The organism is Rhizobium sophorae, assembly GCF_013087515.1.
Lineage (GTDB): Bacteria > Pseudomonadota > Alphaproteobacteria > Rhizobiales > Rhizobiaceae > Rhizobium > Rhizobium sophorae.
On sequence record NZ_JABFCN010000070.1, the window covers coordinates 173945 to 198157 of the forward strand.

A 24213-nucleotide genomic window follows, 5' to 3' on the forward strand; every position below is an offset into this window, starting at 1 on the left:
GCAATTGCCGGTTTTCCGGCTTCTCTGGCACGGTGCCGCGTGCCAGAATTCCGTCTCTCCTTTCAAGAGCGCCAGGATAATCGGAAGTTCACACAAGTGCCTTTCCAACAGGAAGTCTGCGTAAGTTGATCGTGGTCAAATCCTTGATGGCCGAGATCCGGTATTGAATTCAGGAGGACGTGCTTGCGACAATGGGAGCGCGAAGTGAATTTAACGACCGCCGAAACCGCCGGGATGCGGCCGAGACTAGCACGCACGCTAACCTCGTCGCACGCCGTCCTGTACGGTCTCGGCGTCACCATTAGGCGCGGGTATTTACGTGCTCGTTAGCGTCGCCGCCGGGCGGGCGGGTATGCATGCACCGGTTGCGTTCCTTGGTGCCGCCGCAGTAATGGGCTTGAGCGCGGCCTCGTTTGCCGAACTCGGCACGCGAATGCCCGTCAGCGCAAGTGAGGCCGCCTATGTCGGTAGGCATTTAGACTGCAATGGTTCACGATCATGACCGGGTTGCTGGTCATCGTGACAGCGATCATCTCGGCAGCGACGATCAGCGCTGGTAGTGCTGGATATGTAGGTGTCCTCCTTCCGCTTCCTGTATCCTCGATCAACGCCGGCTTCGTGCTGACAATGGGTGCTATTTCATGCCTGGCGGCAGCCAGCTCGATCACTTTCGCAGGTGCTATGACGGTTATTGACGTCGGTGGTCTCCTCCTCATCGTCGGAGCGGGGTTCTCCGAAGGTGTTGGCCTGATCGAACGCCTGCCGGAGGCATGGCCCGGCGGCAATCCCACGGCCTGGGTCGGCGTGTTCGGTGCCGCCATGATTGCGGTGTTCTCCTTCATCGGCTTCGAACACCTGGTCAACATTGCCGAAGAAATGAAGACGCCGTGGTTCTATCGAGCTTGTAGGTCATGAGAAGTCTCCTTTGGGCTCCCATGCAACGGCCAGCAAATGCCCAGCGTCCAATCACATGTCTTGCATGAACGCCTGCATTTCTTCAGGTGTGGCTTTGCCGTCATTGTTCGCGTCGACCGCGTCGAAGACGCGTTTGTGGATTGCGGTCAACTCCTCGAAAGAAACTGCGCCGTCCCCGTCGCTATCGGCGATGACGAACATGATCTTCATCATTTGACCGCGCATTGGCCCCATCATGCGCATTCCTTCATTCATGTCCGATGACATCATGTTGCGGCCCATCATGCCGGGCATCATTTCCGATCTGTCGGCCTCGGGTTTAGCCTCAGACTGGGCCGGGTCTGGACTTTTCGTCTGGGCGGAGGCGCTGCCCATGGCACCGACGGCACCGAGCAAGGCCAGCATCGTGATCGTTGGCAGTCTGAACATGGACATCCTGACTCTCCTCTTTGAGTATTGTCCTCCACGAGATGGAGCGCCCTTTGAGGCTACGATGCACACCGGCTTCAAACATTGCGCTGGATCAAACCACTTGTATGGTTCGAGTCGTTGAGGACGGACCGATCGCCTTCGCGCCGCGCCATGACTGCGACGCCAGCCACCTCCGTCACCGAGAGTGCGATCGTGCCTGGCTTGATCGATCTCAACGTCCACGCCGTCCGAACCCGGTATCCTGGCGCCATCAGCCAGCGACTGATGGTCGGGCCCTCGTGACGATGCCCCGCTGGCGGTCCGAAACCTTCAGGAGATCGAGGATGAACCCCCAGAAACAGATAGAACGAACCTGGTCGGAACCCGTTTTCGTCCAGGTGGGCATGAGCGTCCCTCAGGCTGTCGCGGAGCGAGCGAGGCGCTCGATTTTCTCGCCAACCGAACGCGTCTTCAAAGAGTTCGGCCTGCCCAAGGCGATCAGAACCGACAACGGAGTGCCTTTCGCCAGCCCCAACGGACTGTTCAATCTGTCTCGGCTCGCCGTCTTGTGGCTCAGGCTCGGTATCGACATCGAGCGCATCAAGCCGGGCAACCCGCAGCAGAACGGCCGCCATGAGCGCATGCATCTGACACTGAAACTTGAGACAACCAAGCCGGCCGGCACCAATTTCCTGCAGCAGCAAGCCCACTTCGACGACTTCGTCGAGGAGTTCAACACCGAGCGGCCCCACCCAGGCGCTCAACATGGCCTGCCCGGCAGAATGTTACGACGCTTCACCGCGCGCCTACCGCGGCCTACCCGATCTCGACTACCCGTTCCACGACCAGACAGTCACCGCCACAACATGCGGACGCATCTGCTACAAGCGGAAGAAGATCAATCTCAGTCTGGTCTTCGCCAGTCAGGCCGTCGGCATCAACCAGGTCGAAGACCATATCTGGCTTACAAGCTTTATGGATTATGATCTGGGATACTTCGATGATGAGACATGCAGGCTTGAACCTTTGCCGAACCCTTTCGGTCCAAAAGTGTTACCTATGTCTCAGGAACAAACCGTAACCTATGTGTCCAGAACGGACCGTACGGAAATGGCGCACCCGACAGGATTCGAACCTGTGACCTTTGGAATCGGAATCCAACACTCTATCCAGCTGAGCTACGGGTGCATGCTTGAGGCGGTTTGAATCGCCTGTCCGATGGGTGGTTCTTAGCCTAGCTTGCGGTCGGCTTCAATCGCGAAATTCTCAGAATTACCGATGCTTGCAGTTTGATGGGTATTTTTATCCGTTGGCCATGGGAGTGCACATAAAAACTCCGCCGACCTTGCGGGCGGCGGAGCGTGATTGTTGTGGACTGTCGCCTGGCGGCGGTCAGATCTGCATGGCGCCGGGGCCGGGGATCGCCTTTGGCGGCACCTTGCCGAGGATGATCATGCCGAGGACTTCGTCCTTGGTCACGTCCTCGGTGCGAGCGTGGCCAACGACCTGACCGTTCTTCATCACCGAGACACGGTCGGCGAGGTCGAAGACGTCGTGGATGTCGTGGCTGATGAGGAAGATGCCGATGCCTTCCTTCTTCAGCTGCTTGATCAGCTCGCCGACCTGCGCCGTCTCCTGCGGCCCGAGCGCTGCCGTCGGCTCATCCATGATCAGGATGCGGGCGTTGAAGAGGATGGCGCGAGCGATCGCCACCGATTGCCGCTGGCCGCCCGAGAGCGCCTTCACCGGCTCCTTGAAGCGCTTGAAGTTGGGGTTGAGCCGCCCCATCACTTCGCGGGCCGAGGCTTCCATCGCGACGTCGTCAAGCGTGCCCCAGCGGGTCTTCAGCTCGCGGCCGAGATAGAGGTTGGCGGCGGCGTCGACATTGTCGGCGACGGCGAGCGTCTGGTAGATCGTCTCGATCCCGTATTTCTTGGCATCACGCGGATTGCGGATATCAGCCGGCTCGCCATTGATCAGGATCTCGCCGCCATCGCGCTTGTAGGCGCCGGAGAGGATCTTGATCAGCGTCGACTTGCCGGCGCCGTTGTGGCCGAGCAATGCCACGACTTCGCCGGGGTAGAGATCGACTGATGCATTGTCGACGGCGTGAATGCCGCCGAAGGAGATCGAGATGTTTTTCAGTTCCACGAGGGGAGTGCGTTGATCAGCCATGTTTCGGGCTCCTCTCACTTGGCACGGGAGCGATAGACGGTGTCGAGCCAGACTGCCACGACGAGGACGGTGCCGACGACGACGCTCTGCAGCGGCGTATCGACATGCGCCAGCACCATGCCCGACTGCAGCGACTGCATGACGAGCGCACCGAGCATGGCGCCGGCGATCGTGCCGGTGCCGCCTGCCAGCGACGTTCCGCCGATGACGGCGGCGGCGATGGTGTAGAGCTCGTCGAGCGTACCCTGCGAGTTCGTCGCGGCGTTGAGGCGGGCGGTGGAGATTGCCGCTGCAATGGCTGCGAGAATGCCCATCAGCGCGAAGATGCGCACGGTGACCCAGCGGGTCTTGATGCCGGCGAGCTCGGCTGCTTCGGGGTTGCCGCCGATCGCGAAGACATAGCGGCCGAAGCGCAGCCTTGTCGCGATGAAGGTCATGATGATGCCGACGACGATGGCGATCAGCACCGGCACAGCGATGCCGTAGGGGATATCCAGGCCAGTTTCGGGCCAGGGAATATTGTTGGTCTCGGCATATTTCTTGGCGATGTTGATCGGCCAGTAATAGCTGTTGGCGATCCAGACAGCGCCGAGGATGAGAACGCAGCTCAGGATGGCGAGGAAATACTCAGCCCACATCGGCCGGCGCGGGAAACCGAAGCGCCGGCGCTGCCGGCGTGAGCCGACGATGCTGGCGATGACGAAGAGGCAGGCGCAGATGCCGACGATCCAGCTCCAGGTGGCGCCGATCGAGCCTTCGGCGCCGCCGCCCATGATGCGGAAGGTCTGGTCCATCGGGGCAACCGTCTGGCCGCTGGTGACGAGCCAGGTGGCGCCGCGCCAGACGAGCAGGCCGCCGAGCGTGACGATGAAGGAGGGAACGTTGAGGAAGGCGATGATGATGCCCTGGAAGGCGCCGATCAGGCAGCCTGCCGCCAATCCGACCAGCAGCGTGATCGCCCAGGTGAAGGGGCTGTCGAAGCCGATATATTCCGGCAGGATCTTGGCCTGCGTCACGCCCATGATCATGCCGCAGAGGCCGAGCACGGAACCGACCGACAGGTCGATGTTGCGGGTGACGATGATCAGCACCATGCCCGTCGTCATGACGGCGATATCGGTCGTCTGGACCGAGAGGTTCCAGAGATTGCGCGGGGTCAGGAAGAGGCCGCCGGTGATGATGTGGAAACCGATCCAGATGATGATCAGCGCGCCGATCATGCCGAGCAGACGCGTGTCGATCTCGGTGGCGCGGAAGAAGCGGCTCACCGGGTTGGCTTCCGCCGCTCGCGGTCCGCCTGATGTTGTGGATTTTACCATTTCAGCCATGGGTTTGCCGTTCCCCCACTTTGTTTGGACGGATGCGCCGGAGTGCCAGAGGCTGCCATCGGCGTCATGCGTTCGTTCTTCAACTCACCATCGCGATGCTTGCGGAAACCGGTCGCGTGGCGTCGCGACACCCTTCCGGCAGGGAATGAAAACCCGCGATGGTGCGGCGAGGCAGAGAAAACTTCGTCGTTGGAGTTCTCATCCGCATCCGGCGCCGCAGCGGTGTTCCGCTGCGGCGCCGGCAATTTCAATTCAGCCCTGGCTTACTTGCAGGCAGCGACGCTGTCGGCTTTGACGCCCTGGCACGCTTCCGCCTTGGAGATCCAGCCGGCGTCGATGACGACGTTCAGATTGTCCTTGGTGATCGCAAGCGGCTTCAAGAAGACCGACTGCATTTCAACGCCCTTCGGGCCGCCCTTGAAAGCCTGGGCGCCGTCGATCTTGCTCATGTCCTTGCCGCCGGCGAGGTCGAGAGCGATTTCAGCGGCGCGCTGGCCGAGTTCGCGGCTGTCCTTCCAGACGGAAACCGTCTGCGTGCCGAGAGCGATGCGGTTGAGGGCTGCCTTGTCGCCATCCTGGCCGGAAACCGGAACGGAGCCGGCGAGGCCCTGTGCGTCGAGAGCAGCGATGGCGCCACCGGCGGTGCCGTCATTCGAGGCGACGACGGCGTCAACTTTGTTGTTGTTGGCGGTCAGGAACTGCTCCATGTTGCGCTGAGCGTTCTCCGGCAGCCAGCCGTCGGTATAGGCTTCGCCGACATTCTTGATCTTGCCGGCGTCGATGGCGGCCTTCAGCACTTCCTGTTGGCCCGAGAACAGGAAGTCGGCGTTCGGATCCGAAGACGAGCCCTTGATGAAGACGTAGTTGCCTTCCGGCTTGGCCTTGAAGACGCCTTCAGCCTGCAGGCGGCCGACTTCCTTGTTGTCGAAGGTGATGTAGAAGGCAGCCGGGTTTTCGATCAGGCGGTCGTAGCCGACGACCGGGATGCCTTCAGCGGCGGCCTTTTCGATAGCCGGGCCGATTGCGTCGGAATCCTGGGCGAGAATGATCAGCGCGTTGGCGCCCTGCGAGATCAGCGATTCGACGTCGGTAAGCTGCTTTGCGGCAGAAGACTGCGCGTCAGCGGAAATATACTTGGCGCCCTTGGCTTCGAGAGCCTTCTTGATGGCGGCTTCATCCGTCTTCCAGCGCTCTTCCTGGAAATTCGACCAGGAAACACCGACGACAAGATCGGCAGCCATGGCAGCGGTATGCACGGAAACGAGAATGGCCGCACCGGCCATCAATTTCAAAATAAACTTCATAATGTCCTCCCGAGTGGATTGCGACCGGCCCAGCCCATGCTTCCTCCGGCCACCGCGAAAAGCTGTCGAGAAAGGTTCGGATTTTTTTCTCGACAGTCGAGAAATTTAGTGTCAGAGATTTTTTCAACTGTCAACACTGCACTACCGGCTTAATTCGCTTGCGCAACAGCGGCCGGAGATGCAGTGGAAACCACGGGAAGAGCGAGCAGGAGGAGAGGGCGGCATTCATGCTGACCAAGTCGAGCACGGAGCTGGTCCGGCAGAGAAACAGCGTGCTCGTGCTGTCCGTGCTGCGCCGCCACGGTGCGCTCGCGCATACCGAAATATCCGATTTCACCGGCCTTTCCTCGGCCACCATCTCGGCGATCACCACTGAGTTGGAAAAAGCCCAGATCATCGAAAAATCGGAACAGCAGCCGGCAAGCGGCCGCGGCCGGCCGCGTGTGCTGCTGCGCCAGCGGCGCGATTGCGGCTATCTCATCGTCGTCATCATTTCCTCGGATGCGGTGCAATATTCGCTGGTCGATTATGCCGGCAAGCTGATCGACCGCTTCAGCGAGGAACGTTCGCATGATCCCTCAGGCGCCGTCCGCTTCGTCGCGGGAGTGCGGGCCGGGCTTTCGCGCATTCTCGATCGTTCAAAAATTTCGCAGGAAAAGGTGCTGCTGATCTCGATCAGCAGCAAGGGGCTGGTCAATTCCACCGAGCCGGTTCTCGTCTGGTCGCCGATCTTCGGCAGCGAGCAGATCGATTTTGAATCAGCGCTCCGGCCGGAATGGCAGGCCAAGGTGATCCTCGACAACGAGACGCTGCTGGTCGCGGCAGCGCTCGGCGCGCGTGAAGAGATCGTGAAGGGCGCCGATTTCCGCGCGCTCGCAGCCCTTTCGCTCGGCCACAGCGTCGGGCTCGGAATCGTCAGGCGCGGGAACCAGACAGGCCAGGAGATATCGGCGCCCAATTTCGGGCACATGCTGCACATGGCCAATGGCGGGCTCTGCCGCTGCGGCACGCGCGGCTGCATCGAGGCCTATGCCGGTTTCTACGCGATCCTGCGCAGCGCCTTCGAGGTGCCGCTCGATACGATTCCGGCAAAGTTCGTGCCGGTGGCGGAGCTCGATAAGATCGCCGCAAAGGCCCGCCAGGGCCATCGCGTTCCAGCATTCGCCTTTCGCCAGGCGGGGCTGGCGCTCGGCAACGGGTTATCGCGCATGCTGAGCCTGACGGAGCGCATGCCGATCGCCATCACCGGGCCGGGCACGCGCTATTACGACCTTCTTCGGCAAGGGATCGAAGAGGGTCTGGGGCAGTCGCATATCGTGCGCATGGAAGGCATGCCCGAGATCAGGGTGGTGGCCGACGAGCAGATCCTCGTCTTCGAAGGACATCTGAACCGGGCGCTGTCGGTGATCGACGAGGATATCGTTCTGTCGGGTGTTCAGGGAATCCAGGCGTCGGCGACTATTCAGGAATCGGGTTGAGGGTTTCTCTCAATCAAGCATGTGGCTTTGAAGGGCGTGCCGCGACGCCCACAAAAAGATCCGCAAAACGCGAAATGGCCGGGCAGCAGCCCGGCCATCTCATGCATGGCTTCCGGTCGGGAGAGGGCCGTCAGCCGATCTTGATAAGCTTGCCTTCCTTGACGGACTGGACCGCGGCATCGGCGAGTGCCAGCGCTGCGAGACCATCGGCGCCTGATGGAGAGATCTTGGTGCCCTTTTCGATCGCGGCGATGAAGCCGGCAATCTCGTTGGCATAGGCTTCGGTATAACGGGTCATGAAGAAATCATGCAGCGGCGGGCGGGTATAGCCATCGCCGTTTGCGACCTCGATCGAAACAGGGCGCTGGTTTTCGGCCGAGACAAGGCCCTTGGAACCATGCACCTCGATGCGCTGGTCATAGCCGTAGGTGGCGCGGCGGGAGTTCGAGATGACGGCCTGCTTGCCGGATTTCGTCTGCAGGATCACCGAGACGCTGTCATAGTCGCCGGCTTCGCCGATCGCTTTGTCGACGAGCACGGCGGCGGTCGCCAGCACCGAGACCGGCTCCTCGCCGAGCAGGAAGCGGGCCATGTCGAAATCGTGGATCGTCATGTCGCGGAAGATGCCGCCCGAGCGCTTGATATAGTCGACCGGCGGGGCGCCGGGATCGCGCGAGGTGATCGTCACCATCTCGACATCGCCGATCTTGCCTTCGTCGATGACTTTGCGCACGGCCATGAAATGCGGGTCGAAGCGGCGGTTGAAGCCGACCATCAGCTTGGCGCCGGTCTCTGCCACCACCTTGATGCAGCCCTTGACGCGGGCGACGTCGAGATCGATCGGCTTTTCGCAGAAGATCGCCTTGCCGGCGCGGGCGAAGCGCTCGATCAGGTCGGCATGGGTATCCGTCGGCGTGCAGATGACGACGGCGTCGATATCCTTGGCTGCCTCGATCGCCTCGATGGTGCGGACCTCGCAGCCATAGGCGGAGGCGATTGCTTCGGCAGCCTGCGGAAAGGCGTCTGCGACCGCGACGAGCGTCGCATTGGCATCGCCGCTGACGGCTTTTGCATGGACCTTGCCGATGCGGCCGGCGCCGAGCAGACCAAATCTCACTGTCATTCTAACCTCCCTTGAATTCGGAACAAATAAACCGAATTGCTAAAATTCTGGAATTTTCATTCCATCTTCTGTGGACCGCGTCAAGCCCGCGGATCTTTCACATTTGCAAGATTCGAACCAGAGCCCTTTCTGGTCGGATTGAAGTATTCTGCCGGAGCAGGTTTTGGCCTGAGCAGAGCCGATCGCCTCTGACCTGGCGGAAAGACGCCCGGCCTTTCAGCCAAGAGAATACTTTAATCTGACCAGGAAAAGCTCTAGAGACAATCGCGGCACGGGCCGAAGGCAGTGCGACAAATGCGACCGCGGGGCAGGAATGCAACTCATCGATCCGAACCATCCGGCATATCGTCATCTTTGGGTGCGAATTGCCATCGTCGCCGTCTGCTTAGGCTGGGCCGCGGTCGAGTTCACCACCGGCGATCCGTTCTGGGGCGTGCTCGCGGGCGGGGCGGGCGCCTATTCCTTCTATATATTGTTTTGGACCTTCAAGCCGCAGCCGCCGGAGACGGCGGCAGTCGTCATACCCGATGACGCGGACGGGGACGAGCCGGCAGCAGACGGAGAGAAGAAAGCCGAAGAGAAGAAGGCTGAATAATCGAAGCGTGCCGCGATCTTTCCGATGCGCGCCACGCTTGACGTCTTTGTTTGATACTATCGCAAAACCGACGCACGGCTTCGCGCGCCGCCAGCCCGATCCCCGGCGCATTCCCATCCTGTCAGAGTGACAGTTCCTTGGCTTGCGCGTCGATTTTTTCGCAGGCATCCCCGAATGGATCGCGCACCGGTACCAGCGGCGAAACACCGAGCAGGAGAAGCGCTTTCAAATGTGACCGGCCACCTCCCAGCAACGGCGCAAAGGATGTCATCACGATGCGGTCCTCACTATAGAGACGCTGGTACTCTGCAAAATTGCTGAAGTTCTCGTGATTGCTGTTCTTCAGATGGAAGGACTCGGCCGCAGCACCTTCGGCAAGGATAACTTCGTGCGTATCGAGCATGACGGCATAGTACTCGATCGATGCGTCGGCGGCGGGAGTGACCGATGCGATCGTCGTGCCGTTCACGAGGTCCTTCACCTGGATCAGAACGCCGTTCAGGTACAGCGCATGGCCAGGCGACAGATAGAGATCCGCATGAGGTGTGTGCCCGTCCAGCGCGTGGCGGGAAACCCGGATCGGCACGACGTCCTTGTGCCAGCGCGCGCCGCTCTTCTTGAAGCTTTGGCGGCCGACCCACTTTACCGGACGGGTGTTACCATCAGGAAGGGCAACGCGATCGCCGATGCGCAGATCTTCGACGGGCTTCTCACCACAATCCGTGAGGATCGCCGTTCCCCGCAGGAAACATTGTGGGCCGCTTCCGCTGCCGCCACTGGAGCCACCACTTCCGCCTGAGCCACCGCTCCCGCCAGAGCCTCCGTGTCCACCGGAGCCGCCCCGTCCCCAAAGCCGTCCCAGCGCATTGGCGGGAGAGGTGGATATTGCTGCGGCCAAGGCTGCCACGCCGGCAATACGAGCACTGGCGGCGGCGGCTACGCCTAGAAAATGTCTGCGCGCAGTGTTGCGTGGCAGCTTCGGATCTTCCGTAGATGACATGTGGGCGGTCTCCTGAAAACATTTACACCGCCATATGTTACAATAGGTTGTATCGCATTCCATTCCGCTAAATAGCGTTACAACCTACCGAAAAGGGCGTAGGCATGGCCTATTGGGGTCCCGAAATACGCTGTTGCCGGTACCAAAAAGCGGAGGATTTATCTGCTACCCGAACGCGAAAGAATCAAACTGAGTACCATGGACACCGGTTGAATCGCAGGAAAAACAGCCTATATGGAGTTCGCGAATCGAGCCGGAAACGGCGGCTCTTCCAAAGCCTCGGAACGTTTGCCTGCGTTCGAGAAAGCTTCATCTGTGCGGCAGGCGGCGCATCGCCTCGTCGATCAGCAGATTGGCGATCATCATGCGCCTGTTGGCATGGTCGCGGAAAGGTTCTGCGACGCTATCAGGATGATTGGCCTTGGCAAAGGCGCGCCGTTTCTCGTTCAGCGTCTGTTGGGTATCGGCGGCAATGATCGCCAGTTCCCCAGCGATCTCTTCCGGAGCGATGCGGGCGAGATGGTCTGGCATGACGGGCTCGGGTGGAGGCGCAGCCGCCGGTTCCTCCGCGACCGCGGCGGCGGGATCGAGATCGAGAATGTCGAAATAGGCCTGGCCGACGCGTTGTGAGGCGGCCGAGACACCTTCCATGACGTCGAAGGCAAGCCCGGTGCCGAGGCCGGGAACCCGGTGGGCCGCTGGCGCCTGTGCGTCCTCGTCCGTCCCGTCCTCCGCCTTCAGCCGCTCAAGGACTGATTGAAATACCGACTGTCCGAACAGCATCCGCCTTCCTTTCGATGCGTACATTGAAGACGGACAAGATGGCGCCGGGCTTGCGGCCTCGTCAGCCGGCCTGCTTGTGGCTCTCCTCGAGGATGATGTCGTAGAGTAGCCTTGCACTCGGCGGCAGCGCCCGTTCCCTGGCGGTGATCATGCTGTAGGGCTTGACATTGATGTCGAAATCGATCGGCAGCATGCGCACATCAGAGGCATTCGAGCCCTGGCTGGCAAGGAACTGAGCGACATCGACGGCGACGGGAGCGATCGCATCGGTTTCGCAGATGATGGCGCAGGTCAAAAGCAGCGAGGAGGTGTTGACGATGTTTTCGGGCAACGCCACGCCGCGCGACAGGAATACGTCCTCGATCGTGCGGCGCAGCAGCGTGCCCGGCGGCTGGAACACCCAGTCGTAATCCCTGACGTCGGCGAGGCTGCTCGTCTTCTGCTTCATGAGCGGATGGCGGTTGCGCACGATCAGGCAGGCGCGCTCGATGCCGATCTCCTTCACCTCGAACAGGCGCGGATTGAGATCATCGGGAATGCGGCCGATGATGAAGTCATGGCGGGCGGCCAGCAGCTCGCGAGCAAGCACGTTGCTCGTCTCCACCTGGATGTTGATCTCAATGCCGGGATAGGCCTTGCGCACCTTGTTGATCGCCGGGACGACGAGGCTCATGGCCGGCGCCGTCACCGCGCCGATGAAGACCGAGCCGCCTTTGCCGCTTTTCAATTCACCGATCTCGCGGCTCGCCTCGCGAAGCTCCAGGAGGATCTTCCGAGCCCTTCGGGCAAGCGCTGCGCCGAAGGTCGTCAGCACCACGCCGCGGGCCACCCGCTCATAAAGCGACGTCTTGGTGATCGATTCCATTTCGGACAACATCCGCGATGCGGCGGGCTGCGAAATGTTCAGAACCTCCGCCGCGGCGGAAATCTGTCCGCTATCTTCGATTGCGACGATCATGCGCAGGTGATTCAGCTTAAGTCCTGCACGCAAAAGGCCGTCATCGCCGAAATTATCGCTGTGGATATCGACGTGATCCATCAAAAACGGCTCAGAAACAATCGTCATGGTTGCAGCCTCCTCGCTGCGCTCCATCAAAAGTAATACTTTTTAACGATATACCAAAATTGTTATGCACGTTAGCACTTATTCTATTTGACAGTTATAGGAATCCATACCAGTTTGCCGCCGTGTGCTGGTTGGCACTCAACACGTGTGAGATCGTGGAGGAGACCTACTTCGTTTCTCACCATCTGAAGTAACTATCCAATACGGAACCTGCCACAGTTTCGGGGCGGGCGATTTTTCGTCCGCTGCTTATTAACAAGGGAGAGAGAAATGAAATCCATTATCTCATTGATGGCTGCGGCTGCCTTCGGCGTCGCTTCGTTCGTTATGCCGGCAATGGCGCAGGACAAGGGGCTTGTCGGTATCGCGATGCCTACGAAGTCTTCGGCTCGCTGGATCGACGACGGCAACAACATCGTCAAGCAGCTCGAGGCCGCTGGCTACAAGACCGACCTGCAGTATGCTGACGACGATATTCCGAACCAGCTTTCGCAGATCGAAAACATGGTCACCAAGGGTGCCAAGGTTCTCGTCATCGCTTCGATCGACGGCACGACGCTTTCCGACGTTCTCCAGAAGGCTCATGACGCCAACATCAAGGTGATCGCATACGACCGCCTGATCCGCGACTCGGCCAACGTCGACTACTACGCCACCTTCGACAACTTCCAGGTCGGCGTTCTGCAGGCTGGCTCCATCGTCGACGCCCTCGGCCTCAAGGATGGCAAGGGCCCGTTCAACATCGAACTGTTCGGCGGCTCGCCTGACGACAACAACGCCTTCTTCTTCTATGACGGCGCAATGTCCGTCCTGCAGCCTTACATCGACAGCGGCAAGCTCGTCGTGAAATCCGGCCAGACCGGCATGGACAAGGTCGGCACGCTGCGTTGGGACGCTGCAACGGCCCAGGCCCGCATGGACAACCTGCTCTCGGCGAACTACACCGACGCCAAGGTCGATGCCGTCCTGTCTCCCTATGACGGTCTGTCGATCGGCATCATCTCGTCGCTGAAGGGCGTCGGCTACGGTACTCCGGACCAGCCGCTCCCGGTTGTTTCCGGTCAGGACGCTGAAGTTCCGTCGGTCAAGTCGATCATTGCTGGCGAACAGCACTCGACGGTCTTCAAGGACACCCGCGAACTCGCCAAGGTCACTGTTGCCATGGTCGATGCCGTCATGTCCGGCAAGGAGCCCGAGGTCAACGACACGAAGACCTACGACAACGGCGTCAAGATCGTTCCGTCCTATCTGCTGAAGCCGGTTGCCGTCGACAAGACCAACTACAAGCAGATCCTCGTCGACGGCGGTTACTACACCGAAGACAAGCTGAAGTAATGAGAGGGACCGGAACCCGCGCTTGCGGGTTCCGGTCTTCGATTTTATGATCGCCTAGCCGCTCGACGGCTGGAGGCGCTGGAACTTTGACTATGGACAATACCATCCTCGAAATGCGGAGCATCACCAAGACGTTCCCGGGCGTCAAGGCGCTGGAGAACGTGAACCTCAAGGTTCGCCAGGGTGAGATCCACGCATTGGTGGGCGAAAACGGGGCCGGCAAATCGACCCTGATGAAAGTGCTATCAGGCGTCTATCCGACAGGAAGCTATGAAGGCGACATCGTCTATGAAGGCGAGACGCGCAACTTCAAGGTCCTGAAGGATTCCGAAGAAATCGGCATCGTCATCATCCACCAGGAACTGGCACTGGTGCCGCTGCTATCGATTGGCGAGAACATCTTCCTCGGCAACGAGAATGCCAAGAACGGCGTCATCAGCTGGGAAGAGACGTTCAACCGCACGAAGAAGCTGCTCACCAAGGTGGGCCTGCGCGAATCTCCGAACACGCTGGTCACCGACATCGGCGTCGGCAAGCAGCAGCTCGTCGAGATCGCCAAGGCACTGTCGAAGAGCGTGAAGCTGCTCATCCTCGACGAGCCTACTGCTTCGCTCAATGAGAAGGACTCGGACGCACTGCTCAATCTGCTGATCGAGTTCCGCAATCAGGGCATCACTTCGATCATCATTTCCCACAAGCTGAACGAGATTCGCAAGGTCGCCGACCAGATCACGGTCCTACGCGACGGCATGACCGTCAAGACGCTCGACTGTCACACGGACGAGATCAGCGAAGACATCATCATCAAGAACATGGTGGGCCGAGATCTGGCCGACCGTTATCCGCCGCGCTCCGTGCCGATCGGCGAGACGATCTTCGAAGTGAAGAACTGGAATGCCTATCACCAGCAGCACCGCGACCGCCAAGTGCTGCACGACATCAACGTCAACGTCCGCAAGGGCGAGGTCGTCGGCATTGCCGGTCTCATGGGTGCCGGCCGCACCGAATTCGCGATGAGCGTCTTCGGCAAATCCTATGGCCACAAAGTCAGCGGCGAGGTCTTCGTCAATGGCAAGGCTGTCGATGTCAGCACTGTGCGCAAGGCGATCGACGCCGGTCTTGCCTATGTCACCGAGGACCGCAAGCAACTCGGTCTCGTGCTCAGCGACAGCATTCTGCACAATACGACGCTTGCCAACCTCGACGGGATTTCGAGCAATAGCGTCATCGACGACATCAAGGAGATGAAGGTCGCGACCGATTACCGGTCGAAGCTGCGCATCCGCTCCTCCGGCGTCTTCCAGGAAACGGTCAATCTTTCGGGCGGCAACCAGCAGAAGGTCGTGCTGTCGAAGTGGTTGTTTTCCGATCCCGATATTTTGATCCTCGACGAGCCGACCCGCGGCATCGACGTTGGCGCAAAGTACGAAATCTATACTATCATCAACCAGCTTGCCGCCGATGGAAAGGGTGTTCTGATGATCTCATCGGAAATGCCCGAACTGCTTGGCACATGTGACCGCATCTACGTGATGAACGAAGGACGCATCGTCGCGGAATTGCCGAAGGGAGAAGCAAGCCAGGAAACTATCATGCGCGCTATCATGCGCTCAGGGGAGAAGAGACAATGACTCCGGTCAACCCGACAACCGAACACAGCAACGTCGTTTCCGTTGCCGATTATATCCGCGGCAATATTCGTGAATACGGCATGCTCATCGCACTCGTCGCGATCATGGTGTTCTTCCAGTTCTATACCGGCGGCATTCTCTTCAAGCCGGTCAACCTGACGAACCTTGTTCTGCAGAACTCCTTCATCGTCATCATGGCGCTCGGCATGCTGCTCGTCATCGTCGCCGGCCATATCGACCTTTCGGTGGGTTCGATCGTCGCCTTCGTCGGTGCGCTCGCGGCGATCTTCACCGTGTCATGGGGCATGAACTTCTGGCTTGCCGGCCTGATCTGCCTGATCGTGGGCGGCATAATCGGCGCGGCGCAGGGCTATTTCATCGCCTATCACCGCATTCCGTCGTTCATCGTGACGCTTGCCGGCATGCTTGTTTTCCGCGGCCTGACGCTGACGGTTCTGAACGGCAAGAACATCGGTCCGTTCCCGAAGGAGTTCCAGGTTATCAGCACCGGATTCCTGCCGGGCGACATGATCGACATTGCCGGCACACCCGTGCAGTCGACCTCGCTGATCCTGACCGTGATCCTGCCTGTCATCCTCTTCTACCTCGCCTGGCGCCGCCGCAAGGTGAACGAAGACCACGGGATCGATGTCGAACCGATGGGCTTCTTCATCGTCCAGAACCTGGTCGTTTCGCTCGCCATCCTGTGGATCGGCTATCTGCTCTCCACCTATAAGGGCCTGCCGAACGTTCTCGTCGTAATGCTGGTGCTGATTGCGATCTACGCCTTCATCACCCGCCGGACCACGATCGGCCGTCGCATCTATGCCATGGGCGGCAATTCGAAGGCGACCAAGCTTTCAGGTATCAATACCGAGCGGCTGAGCTTCTACACCTTTGTCAACATGGGCGTGCTTGCAGGCCTTGCCGGCATGATCATCGCGCTTCGCCTGAACTCGGCAACGCCGAAGGCCGGCGTCGGTTTCGAGCTCGACGTCATCGCGGCCTGCTTCATCGGCGGCGCCTCGGCGTCCGGCGGCGTCGGCAAGATCACCGGTGCGGTCATCGGCGCGTTCATCATGGGCGTCATGAATAACGGTATGTCGATCGTCGGGCTCGGCATCGACTTCCAGCAGATGGTGAAGGGCCTCGTGCTTCTCGCCGCAGTGTTCTTCGACGTTTACAACAAGAACAAGGGCTGAGCGCCTCAAGGCGCCAGCCAGGCATTCGCAGTCCTATGAATGATGGATTCCGGCTCCTGATGGAGCCGGACAGGCGGAGCTTTTTCCTGTCTTCGCCGAAACGAGAAGGATCGAAGTCGTGCTTATTTCACAGATCAAAGGTGCAAACGGAGAGATCATCGTCGCCGTGCGTGAGCAGGGCAGCGCTGCAAGGTCGGTCAAGAACGCCGTCAGCGTCTATGCGCTGGCGATGGAGGCCGCTGACGGCGGCAAGTCGCTTGCCTCGGTCATCGAAGCGCATGGCTACGGCGATGCCGTCGATCTTGAGAGGGCCTATGCGGAAGGCCGCTTCCTTCCGCCGATCACCCATCCTGACGCGGCGCATCTGCATCTGACGGGCACCGGCCTGACGCATCTGGGATCGGCGGCAACGCGGGATTCCATGCACAAGAAGACCACCGAAGCCGCCGAGGAAACCCTGACGGACTCGATGAAGATGTTCAAGATGGGCCTCGAGAACGGCAAGCCGAAGGCCGGCGAAAAGGGCGTCCAGCCCGAATGGTTCTACAAGGGCAACGGCTATGGCGCCGCTGCACCCGGCGCACCGCTCATCTCGCCTTCTTTCGCGCTCGACGGCGGCGAAGAGCCGGAGATGGCTGGCATTTACGTGATCGCCAAGGACGGCTCGCCCTTCCGTATCGGTTTTGCGCTGTCGAACGAATTTTCCGATCACGTCACCGAGCGGATCAACTATCTCTATCTCGCCCATTCGAAGCTGCGCCCGGCCAGCTTCGGCCCGGAAATCCGCGTCGGCGCGCCCCCGGAGGATATTCGCGGCACCTCGCGCATCAAGCGCGGCGACAAGGTGATCTTCGAAAAGCCGTTCCTGTCCGGTGAAGCGAACATGTCGCACACCTTCGCCAATCTGGAATATCACCATTTCAAATACGGCATCTTCCGTGTTCCAGGCGATGTTCATGTCCATATGTTCGGCACGGCAACCCTTTCCTTTGCTGACGGCGTCAAGACCGAAGAGGGCGACGTCTTCGAGATCGAAGTTGCCGAATTCGGCCTGGCGCTCCGCAACCCGCTGAAGGTGGCCGCAGAGGAACAGATCGCTGTCAGGCAGCTCTGAATTCAAGACCTGGCCGCATTCGGCGGCCGGCTCTTTGCTCGTAAACGGTAAAGGAGGCTTGTTTAGCCCATGACCATTTATCAAAATCTGATCGCCGGCGAATGGGTCGGCTCGAACGCGACGAAGAACATCAACCCGTCGGATACGAATGAGGTCGTCGGCCTCTATGCCGACGGCAGCGCAGATGACACGAGAAACGCCATCGCTGCCGCCAAGGCCGCCTTCCCGGCATGGTCGCGCTCGGGCATCTGGGAGCGCCACGTTATCCTGAAGAAGGCCGGCGACGAGATCATGGCGCGCAAGGATGAGCTCGGTGCGCTGCTGGCTCGCGAAGAAGGCAAGACGCTGCCGGAAGCCACCGGCGAAGTCATCCGCGCTTCGCAGATCTTCGAATTTTTCGCCGGTGAGGCGCTGCGGCTGGCCGGTGAGGTCATCCCCTCGGTTCGTCCGAATATCGGGGTCGAGATCACCCGCGAGGCGCTCGGCGTCATCGGCATCATCACGCCGTGGAACTTCCCGATCGCCATTCCCGCTTGGAAGATCGCGCCGGCGCTCTGCTACGGTAACACCATCGTCTTCAAGCCGGCCGAACTGGTGCCCGCCTGTTCCTGGGCGATCGTCGATATCCTCCATCGCGCTGGCCTGCCGAAGGGCGTGCTGAACCTTGTCATGGGCAAAGGCTCGGTCGTCGGCCAGGCCATGCTCGAAAGCCCCGACGTTCACGGCATCACGTTTACCGGTTCCACCGGCACCGGCAGACGCGTCGCCGCCGCCTCCATCGAGCATAACCGCAAGTTCCAGCTGGAAATGGGCGGCAAGAACCCGATGGTCGTGCTTGACGATGCCGATCTCAGCGTCGCCGTCGAGGCGGCCGCCAATTCCGGCTTCTTCTCCACGGGCCAGCGCTGCACGGCGTCGTCGCGCCTGATCGTCACCGAAGGCATTCACGACAAGTTCGTCGCAGCACTTACCGATAAGTTGAAGACGCTGGTCGTCGACAACGCGCTGAAGGCCGGCACCCATATCGGCCCTGTCGTCGATGAGCGGCAGTTGAAGACCGATACCGACTATATCGAGATCGGCAAGTCGGAAGGCGCCAAACTCGCCTTCGGCGGAGAGGTGATCTCGCGCGACACGCCCGGCTTCTACCTGCAGCCGACGCTGTTTACCGAGGCGACCAACCAGATGCGCATTTCGCGCGAGGAGATCTTCGGCCCTGTGGTCTCGGTGATCCGGGTCAAGGATTACGACGAGGCGCTGGCGACGGCCAACGACACGCCGTTCGGGCTCTCCGCCGGTATCGCCACGACCAGCCTGAAGCATGCCACGCACTTCAAGCGCAATTCCGAGGCCGGCATGGTGATGGTCAACCTGCCGACGGCAGGCGTCGATTTCCACGTGCCGTTCGGCGGCCGCAAGGGCTCTTCCTACGGCCCGCGCGAGCAGGGCAAGTACGCCGCCGAATTCTACACAACCGTCAAGACCGCCTACACCCTGGCTTGAGACAAGTGCGATAACCCGGGCCGTGCGAGGCGGTCCGGCGATATCCTGAAGGATAGAGACGATGAAAAAGAAAGCGGAATGGCCGCGCAAGCTGAGGTCGCAGGAATGGTACGGCGGTACGAGCCGCGACGTGATTTATCACCGCGGCTGGCTTAAAAACCAGGGTTATCCGCACGACCTGTTCGACGGCCGGCCGGTGATCGGTATCCTGAACACCTGGTCGGATATGACCCCGTGCAACGGTCATCTCAGAGAGCTCGCCGAAAAGGTGAAGGCGGGCGTATGGGAGGCCGGCGGTTTCCCGCTTGAGGTGCCGGTGTTCTCGGCATCCGAAAACACCTTCCGCCCGACCGCAATGATGTACCGCAACCTTGCCGCGCTCGCGGTGGAAGAGGCGATCCGCGGCCAGCCGATGGATGGCTGCGTGCTGCTGGTCGGCTGCGACAAGACCACGCCGTCGCTTATCATGGGGGCGGCTTCCTGCGACCTGCCCTCGATCGTCGTCACAGGCGGACCGATGCTGAACGGCTATTTCCGCGGCGAACGGGTCGGCTCGGGCACGCATCTGTGGAAGTTTTCCGAAATGGTGAAGGCCGGTGAGATGACGCAGGCCGAATTCCTCGAGGCGGAAGCCTCGATGAGCCGTTCGTCGGGCACCTGCAACACCATGGGCACCGCTTCCACCATGGCTTCCATGGCCGAGGCGCTCGGCATGGCGCTTTCCGGCAATGCTGCGATCCCGGGCGTCGATTCCCGCCGCAAGGTCATGGCGCAGCTGACCGGCCGGCGTATCGTGCAGATGGTCAAGGACGACCTGAAGCCCTCCGAGATCATGACGAAGCAAGCCTTCGAGAATGCCATCCGCACCAACGCGGCCATCGGCGGATCGACCAATGCCGTCATCCACCTGCTCGCCATCGCCGGCCGTGTCGGCATCGATCTTTCGCTTGACGACTGGGACCGCTGCGGTCGTGACGTCCCGACTATCGTCAACCTGATGCCGTCGGGCAAGTACCTGATGGAGGAGTTCTTCTATGCCGGCGGCCTGCCGGTGGTGCTGAAGCGCCTCGGCGAGGCGGGCCTCCTGCACAAGGATGCGCTGACGGTATCCGGCGAAACCGTCTGGGACGAGGTCAAGGACGTCGTCAACTGGAACGAAGACGTTATCCTGCCGGCCGAAAAGGCGCTGACAGCTTCGGGCGGCATCGTCGTGCTGCGCGGCAATCTCGCACCGAAGGGCGCGGTGTTGAAGCCTTCGGCGGCGTCTCCGCATCTGCTGGTGCACAGGGGCAGGGCTGTTGTCTTCGAGGACATCGACGACTACAAGGCCAAGATCAACGACGATAACCTCGACATCGACGAAACCTGCATCATGGTCATGAAGAACTGTGGGCCGAAGGGCTATCCCGGGATGGCCGAGGTCGGCAATATGGGGCTGCCGCCGAAGGTGCTGAAGAAGGGCATCCTCGATATGGTGCGCATTTCCGACGCCCGGATGTCCGGAACGGCCTACGGTACCGTCGTCCTGCACACCTCGCCGGAAGCGGCTGTCGGCGGACCGCTCGCGGTCGTGAAAAACGGCGACATGATCGAGCTGGATGTGCCGAACCGTCGTCTGCATCTCGACATTTCCGAGGAGGAACTGGCACGGCGGCTCGCGGAATGGCAGCCGAACCATGATCTGCCCACATCCGGCTATGCCTTCCTGCATCAGCAGCATGTCGAAGGGGCAGATACCGGCGCCGACCTCGACTTCCTCAAGGGATGTCGCGGAAATGCGGTCGGCAAGGACAGCCACTGAGCAGACCAACGTATGACAAGAGAAGGCGGGCATCACCCGCCTTTTTGTCCCCTTTGTGAGAACGCCGCACGACTTTTCAGGCGCGCAAAGGATTTGTAACGCTTTGAATTGCCGCGTCACTTTCGGGCTGTGCGCTCAGCTCTGGCTCTGGCTTTGCATCTGTCCGCCGTCCTCTACCTTCACGGTGACCGACAGCGTTTCGCCCGGCGTGCCGATGCGCATGCCTGAAATCGGCGCGGCGTCGCGATAGCAGAGGCCGGAGGCGACTCTGATGTAACGGGCATCCGGGCAGATCTCGTTGGCGGGATCGAAGCCGACCCAGCCGAGGCCGGGAATATGGGCCTCGGCCCATGCATGGGTCGCGGCCTGTTCGACCTTTTCCTCCATCATCAAATAACCGGAGATATAACGCGCCGGCACCTGCAGGGCACGGGCAGCGGCAACGAAGATGTGCGCATGGTCCTGGCAGACGCCGCACTTCCTCTCCAGCGCCTGTTCGGCCGTCGTCTCGGTGTTGCTGGTGCCGGGCTTATAATCGACCGTCTCGTGGATCGCCGTCATCAGCGCATGCATGCGGGAAAGCTCATTGTCGCCGGTGACGCCCTTGATCAGTTCCTTCACCAGCCTGCCGCCCTTGGTCAGCGGCGTGTCGCGCAGGAAGAGCCAAAGCGGGCAAAAGCCGGTATGCGGGCCGGTGACGCCGTTGTTGTCCTCCGTCTCGACCTCGCCTTCGGCCAGGATACGCGTCACATCCTGCTCGCCTTCCAGCGAGACCAGATTGACATGATTGCCGTACTGGTCGTCATATTCTACTTCCGGCGTGGCACCTTCGACTTTCAGAGACCAGCCGAGCACTTTCTGAGCTGATGTCGTCGGTGGCGTCAGCCGCAGCCGTTGCAGCGAGAATTGCGCCGGTTCGTCGTAGCGGTATTCGGTGAGGTGGCTGATCTTCAGTCTCATATTGTTATCCGCTTATACATAGAACCGGTAGCCGTCGGAAATTTCCGCGCCGAGCTTGTTGTTGCGCGCGACGAAATCCTCCAGGAACTCGTGCAGGCCCTGATCCATGATATCCCGGATCGCCCTTGTCTGCAGCGTGGTGCGGATTGAATCCGCCGTATCGTGGGCAGGAAGCCGCTCCTCGTAATCCTGGGCGAGATAGCCGAGATTGCTGACGATCTTCTCATAGCAATAGGCAAGCGAGCGCGGCATCTGGACATTGAGGGTCAGGAAGTCGGCGATGTTCATCGCCCGGTATTCGCCGTCATAGGCCCAGCTATAGGCGCGGTGCGCCGAGACCGAGCGCAGGATCGATTCCCACTGCACGTTGTCGAGGGAGGAGCCGACAGCCGAGACCGAGGGCAGCAGCACGTAATATTTCACGTCGAGGATGCGGCTGGTATTGTCTGCCCGCTCGATGAAGGTGCCGATGCGGGCAAAATTATAGAGCTCGTTGCGCAGAGTCGAACCATGGAAGGCGCCGCGGATGAGGCCGGCGCGGCGTTTGATGACGTCGATCACCTCTGGCATTTCGGCCGCCTTGACGCGCTTTTCGAGCAGCGACTTGAGGTCGATCCAGCATTCGTTGGTCGCTTCCCAGGTCTCGCGTGTCAGGGCGGTGCGCACCATGCGGGCATTGTTGCGGCCGGAATCGATGCAAGACATGACGCTCGACGGATTCGTGCGATCGCGCAGCAGATAGTCGATCGCGTCCGCGTTGGTCAGCTTGTTATGGCCTTCGTCATAAGCCTCGCGTACGCCCGCACTTTGTAGAACGCCATCCCAATTGTCATCGCCGGTGCTGCTGCGGGTCAGCGACATGCGCAACCCCGCATCGATCAGGCGGGCTATATTTTCGGCGCGCTCGATGTAACGAAACATCCAGTAGAGGCCGTTTGCTGTTCTTCCGAGCATCAGTCCTCCAATACCCAAGTGTCTTTGGTGCCGCCGCCCTGGCTGGAATTGACCACCAACGAGCCCTGCTTCAGCGCCACGCGCGTGAGACCACCCGGAATGATCTGCACCTTGTCCGACACGAGCACATAGGGGCGAAGGTCGACATGGCGCGGCGCGATGCCCTTGTTGACGAGGATCGGCACGGTGGAGAGCGACAGCGTCGGCTGGGCGATGTAGTTGTTCGGCTTGGCCTTCAGCTTCTCGGCGAAATCGGCGCGCTCCTTCTTCGATGCCGTCGGGCCGACCAGCATGCCGTAGCCGCCGGAGCCGTGCACCTCCTTGACCACCAACTCTTCCAGATGCTCCAACACATATTTCAGGCTGTCGGCTTCCGAACAGCGCCAGGTCGGCACGTTTTCGAGGAGCGCCTTGCGGCCGGTATAGAATTCGACGATCTCGGGCATATAGGAATAGATCGCCTTGTCGTCGCAAATGCCGGTGCCCGGCGCATTGGCGATGGTGATGTTGCCGGAGCGGTAGACATCCATGATGCCGGGAATGCCGAGCGCGGAATCGGCCCGGAAGGTCAGGGGATCGAGGAAGTCGTCATCGACGCGGCGGTAGAGCACGTCGATCGCTTCGTAACCGCGTGTCGTCCTCATCTTCACCTTGCCGTCGATGACGCGTAGATCCGAGCCTTCGACCAGTTCGACGCCCATCATGTCGGCGAGGAAGGAATGTTCGTAATAGGCGGAATTGTAGATGCCCGGCGTCAGCACGGCGACGCGCGGCTTGCCCTTGCAGCCTGGAGGGGCGAGCGAGGCGAGGCTCTGACGCAGCAGATATGGATAATCCTCGACACGCTGCACCTTGTTCTCATGAAAGAGTTCAGGGAACATCTGCATCATGGTTTCCCGGTTTTCCAGCATGTAGCTGACACCGGAGGGCGTGCGGGCATTGTCCTCCAGCACGTAAAACTGGTCCTCTCCGGTGCGCACGATATCGGTGCCGACGATGTGGGTGTAGACGCCGCCGGGCGGCCGGAAGCCGATCATTTCGGGGATGAAGGTGACGTTGTTCTCGATCAGCTCGCGAGGAACGCGGCCGGCGCGGATGATCTCCTGCTTATGATAGATATCGTCCAGAAAGGCGTTGAGCGCGATCACCCGCTGCTCGATGCCTTGGGCGAGCTTGCGCCATTCGCGGGCGGAGATGATGCGGGGTATGATGTCGAAGGGGATGAGCTTTTCGGAACTGTCGGCATGGCCGTAGACCGCGAAGGTGATGCCGGTCTTCCGGAAAATGTTTTCCGCATCGCGGGATTTGGCAATCAGATGCGCCCGGTCTTGGCTGTTGTACCACTCGAAGTATTTGTCATAAGGCGGGCGGGGACTTTCGTCCCCGGTAATCATTTCATCAAATGCCAAAGGCTCGGCTCCCCTTTTTTGTTCATTTGAATACAACGCAAATGGCAATGCAAGAACCATGCGCAGTTCGAGGAAAAGATTTTGCGCTGCGGAAAACGGGTGAAAATCTGGGCATTTAAAAGTGAT

The 24213-nt window shown here is 60.3% G+C and carries 20 protein-coding genes, 1 tRNA gene and 1 pseudogene; 10 read left to right on the top strand and 12 right to left on the bottom strand.

All coding sequences use genetic code 11. From position 1 onward, the window contains the following. The first annotated feature begins 498 nt into the window (after nt 1–498). Nucleotides 499–915, top strand: coding sequence for an APC family permease (locus tag G9X64_RS36925; protein WP_246271169.1), 417 nt, complete (start codon nt 499–501; stop codon nt 913–915). A gap of 51 nt (nt 916–966) precedes the next feature. Here the strand turns inward: G9X64_RS36925 and G9X64_RS34985 are convergent, their stop codons facing one another. Beyond that, nucleotides 967–1425 carry an EF-hand domain-containing protein gene (locus G9X64_RS34985; protein ID WP_168309485.1) on the bottom strand — a complete coding sequence of 153 codons (459 nt, stop codon included), beginning with the start codon at nt 1423–1425 and terminating at the stop codon, nt 967–969. Nucleotides 1426–1787: 362 nt separating this feature from the next. On the opposite strand from G9X64_RS34985, the pseudogene G9X64_RS34995 reads away from it, so the two are divergent. Next, nucleotides 1788–2391: pseudogene (locus G9X64_RS34995) on the top strand (integrase core domain-containing protein); the annotation flags it as partial. Between the two features lie 46 nt (nt 2392–2437). Here the strand turns inward: G9X64_RS34995 and G9X64_RS35000 are convergent. From G9X64_RS35000 to xylF, 4 genes are all read right to left on the bottom strand, one after another. Then, nucleotides 2438–2514: transfer RNA gene (locus G9X64_RS35000), tRNA-Arg, on the bottom strand. Nucleotides 2515–2718: 204 nt separating this feature from the next. Further along, nucleotides 2719–3501, bottom strand: a complete 783-nt coding sequence (locus G9X64_RS35005) for an ATP-binding cassette domain-containing protein (protein WP_003542059.1) — start codon at nt 3499–3501, stop codon at nt 2719–2721. Between the two features lie 14 nt (nt 3502–3515). Next, the gene (locus tag G9X64_RS35010; protein WP_168309420.1) at nt 3516–4829 is read right to left on the bottom strand and encodes a sugar ABC transporter permease; all 1314 of its coding nucleotides are present in this window, start codon (nt 4827–4829) and stop codon (nt 3516–3518) included. A 263-nt stretch (nt 4830–5092) separates the two neighbouring features. Then, nucleotides 5093–6133, bottom strand: coding sequence for a D-xylose ABC transporter substrate-binding protein (gene xylF / locus G9X64_RS35015; protein WP_168309421.1), 1041 nt, complete (start codon nt 6131–6133; stop codon nt 5093–5095). A gap of 227 nt (nt 6134–6360) precedes the next feature. Here xylF and G9X64_RS35020 point away from each other — a divergent pair, with 227 nt between their 5' ends. Next, nucleotides 6361–7611: an ROK family transcriptional regulator gene (locus tag G9X64_RS35020; RefSeq protein ID WP_168309422.1), complete on the top strand. Its 1251-nt coding sequence runs from the start codon at nt 6361–6363 to the stop codon at nt 7609–7611. Between the two features lie 130 nt (nt 7612–7741). On the opposite strand, the gene iolG is transcribed toward G9X64_RS35020, so the two are convergent. Continuing rightward, nucleotides 7742–8734, bottom strand: coding sequence for an inositol 2-dehydrogenase (gene iolG, locus G9X64_RS35025; protein ID WP_168309423.1), 993 nt, complete (start codon nt 8732–8734; stop codon nt 7742–7744). Nucleotides 8735–9047: 313 nt separating this feature from the next. Here iolG and G9X64_RS35030 point away from each other — a divergent pair, with 313 nt between their 5' ends. Next, entirely contained in the window at nt 9048–9329 is a 282-nt protein-coding gene (locus tag G9X64_RS35030; RefSeq protein WP_168309424.1) for a hypothetical protein, read from the top strand. Between the two features lie 121 nt (nt 9330–9450). Here the strand turns inward: G9X64_RS35030 and G9X64_RS35035 are convergent, their stop codons facing one another. From G9X64_RS35035 to G9X64_RS35045, 3 genes are all read right to left on the bottom strand, one after another. Then, a complete protein-coding gene (locus G9X64_RS35035) occupies nt 9451–10329 on the bottom strand; it encodes a Hint domain-containing protein (protein WP_168309425.1) in 879 nt (292 codons plus the stop codon). A 309-nt stretch (nt 10330–10638) separates the two neighbouring features. Beyond that, entirely contained in the window at nt 10639–11112 is a 474-nt protein-coding gene (locus G9X64_RS35040; RefSeq protein ID WP_168309426.1) for a hypothetical protein, read from the bottom strand. Nucleotides 11113–11173: 61 nt separating this feature from the next. After that, nucleotides 11174–12178, bottom strand: a complete 1005-nt coding sequence (locus G9X64_RS35045; protein ID WP_168309427.1) for a LysR family transcriptional regulator — start codon at nt 12176–12178, stop codon at nt 11174–11176. A 270-nt stretch (nt 12179–12448) separates the two neighbouring features. Between G9X64_RS35045 and chvE the strand changes: the two genes are divergently transcribed. The 6 genes from chvE (at nt 12449) to araD (ending at nt 20764) form a co-directional block, all read left to right on the top strand. Then, nucleotides 12449–13513, top strand: coding sequence for a multiple monosaccharide ABC transporter substrate-binding protein (gene chvE, locus G9X64_RS35050; RefSeq protein WP_020051228.1), 1065 nt, complete (start codon nt 12449–12451; stop codon nt 13511–13513). A 92-nt stretch (nt 13514–13605) separates the two neighbouring features. After that, complete coding sequence (gene mmsA, locus G9X64_RS35055) at nt 13606–15144, top strand: multiple monosaccharide ABC transporter ATP-binding protein (RefSeq protein ID WP_168309428.1); 1539 nt, start codon at nt 13606–13608, stop codon at nt 15142–15144. Continuing rightward, nucleotides 15141–16346, top strand: a complete 1206-nt coding sequence (gene mmsB, locus G9X64_RS35060; RefSeq protein WP_011653085.1) for a multiple monosaccharide ABC transporter permease — start codon at nt 15141–15143, stop codon at nt 16344–16346. Before mmsA ends, mmsB begins: the two co-directional genes overlap by 4 nt. 118 nt (nt 16347–16464) lie before the next feature. Beyond that, nucleotides 16465–17460, top strand: a complete 996-nt coding sequence (gene araD1 / locus G9X64_RS35065; protein WP_168309429.1) for an AraD1 family protein — start codon at nt 16465–16467, stop codon at nt 17458–17460. Nucleotides 17461–17529: 69 nt separating this feature from the next. After that, on the top strand, nt 17530–18963 hold the full coding sequence (locus G9X64_RS35070) for an aldehyde dehydrogenase family protein (RefSeq protein WP_168309430.1): 1434 nt from the start codon (nt 17530–17532) through the stop codon (nt 18961–18963). A gap of 61 nt (nt 18964–19024) precedes the next feature. Continuing rightward, nucleotides 19025–20764, top strand: coding sequence for an L-arabinonate dehydratase (gene araD / locus G9X64_RS35075; protein WP_018243169.1), 1740 nt, complete (start codon nt 19025–19027; stop codon nt 20762–20764). A gap of 135 nt (nt 20765–20899) precedes the next feature. On the opposite strand, the gene G9X64_RS35080 is transcribed toward araD, so the two are convergent. The 3 genes from G9X64_RS35080 to G9X64_RS35090 are packed head-to-tail and all read right to left on the bottom strand — an operon-like array spanning nt 20900 to nt 24087. After that, nucleotides 20900–21724, bottom strand: a complete 825-nt coding sequence (locus tag G9X64_RS35080) for a transglutaminase family protein (protein ID WP_171378346.1) — start codon at nt 21722–21724, stop codon at nt 20900–20902. A 12-nt stretch (nt 21725–21736) separates the two neighbouring features. After that, nucleotides 21737–22678, bottom strand: coding sequence for an alpha-E domain-containing protein (locus G9X64_RS35085; RefSeq protein ID WP_168309432.1), 942 nt, complete (start codon nt 22676–22678; stop codon nt 21737–21739). After that, nucleotides 22678–24087 (bottom strand): circularly permuted type 2 ATP-grasp protein, encoded by a 1410-nt coding sequence (locus G9X64_RS35090; RefSeq protein WP_168309433.1) that lies wholly within the window; start codon nt 24085–24087, stop codon nt 22678–22680. The genes G9X64_RS35085 and G9X64_RS35090 overlap by 1 nt, the downstream gene beginning before the upstream one ends. Between the last annotated feature and the right edge of the window lie 126 nt (nt 24088–24213).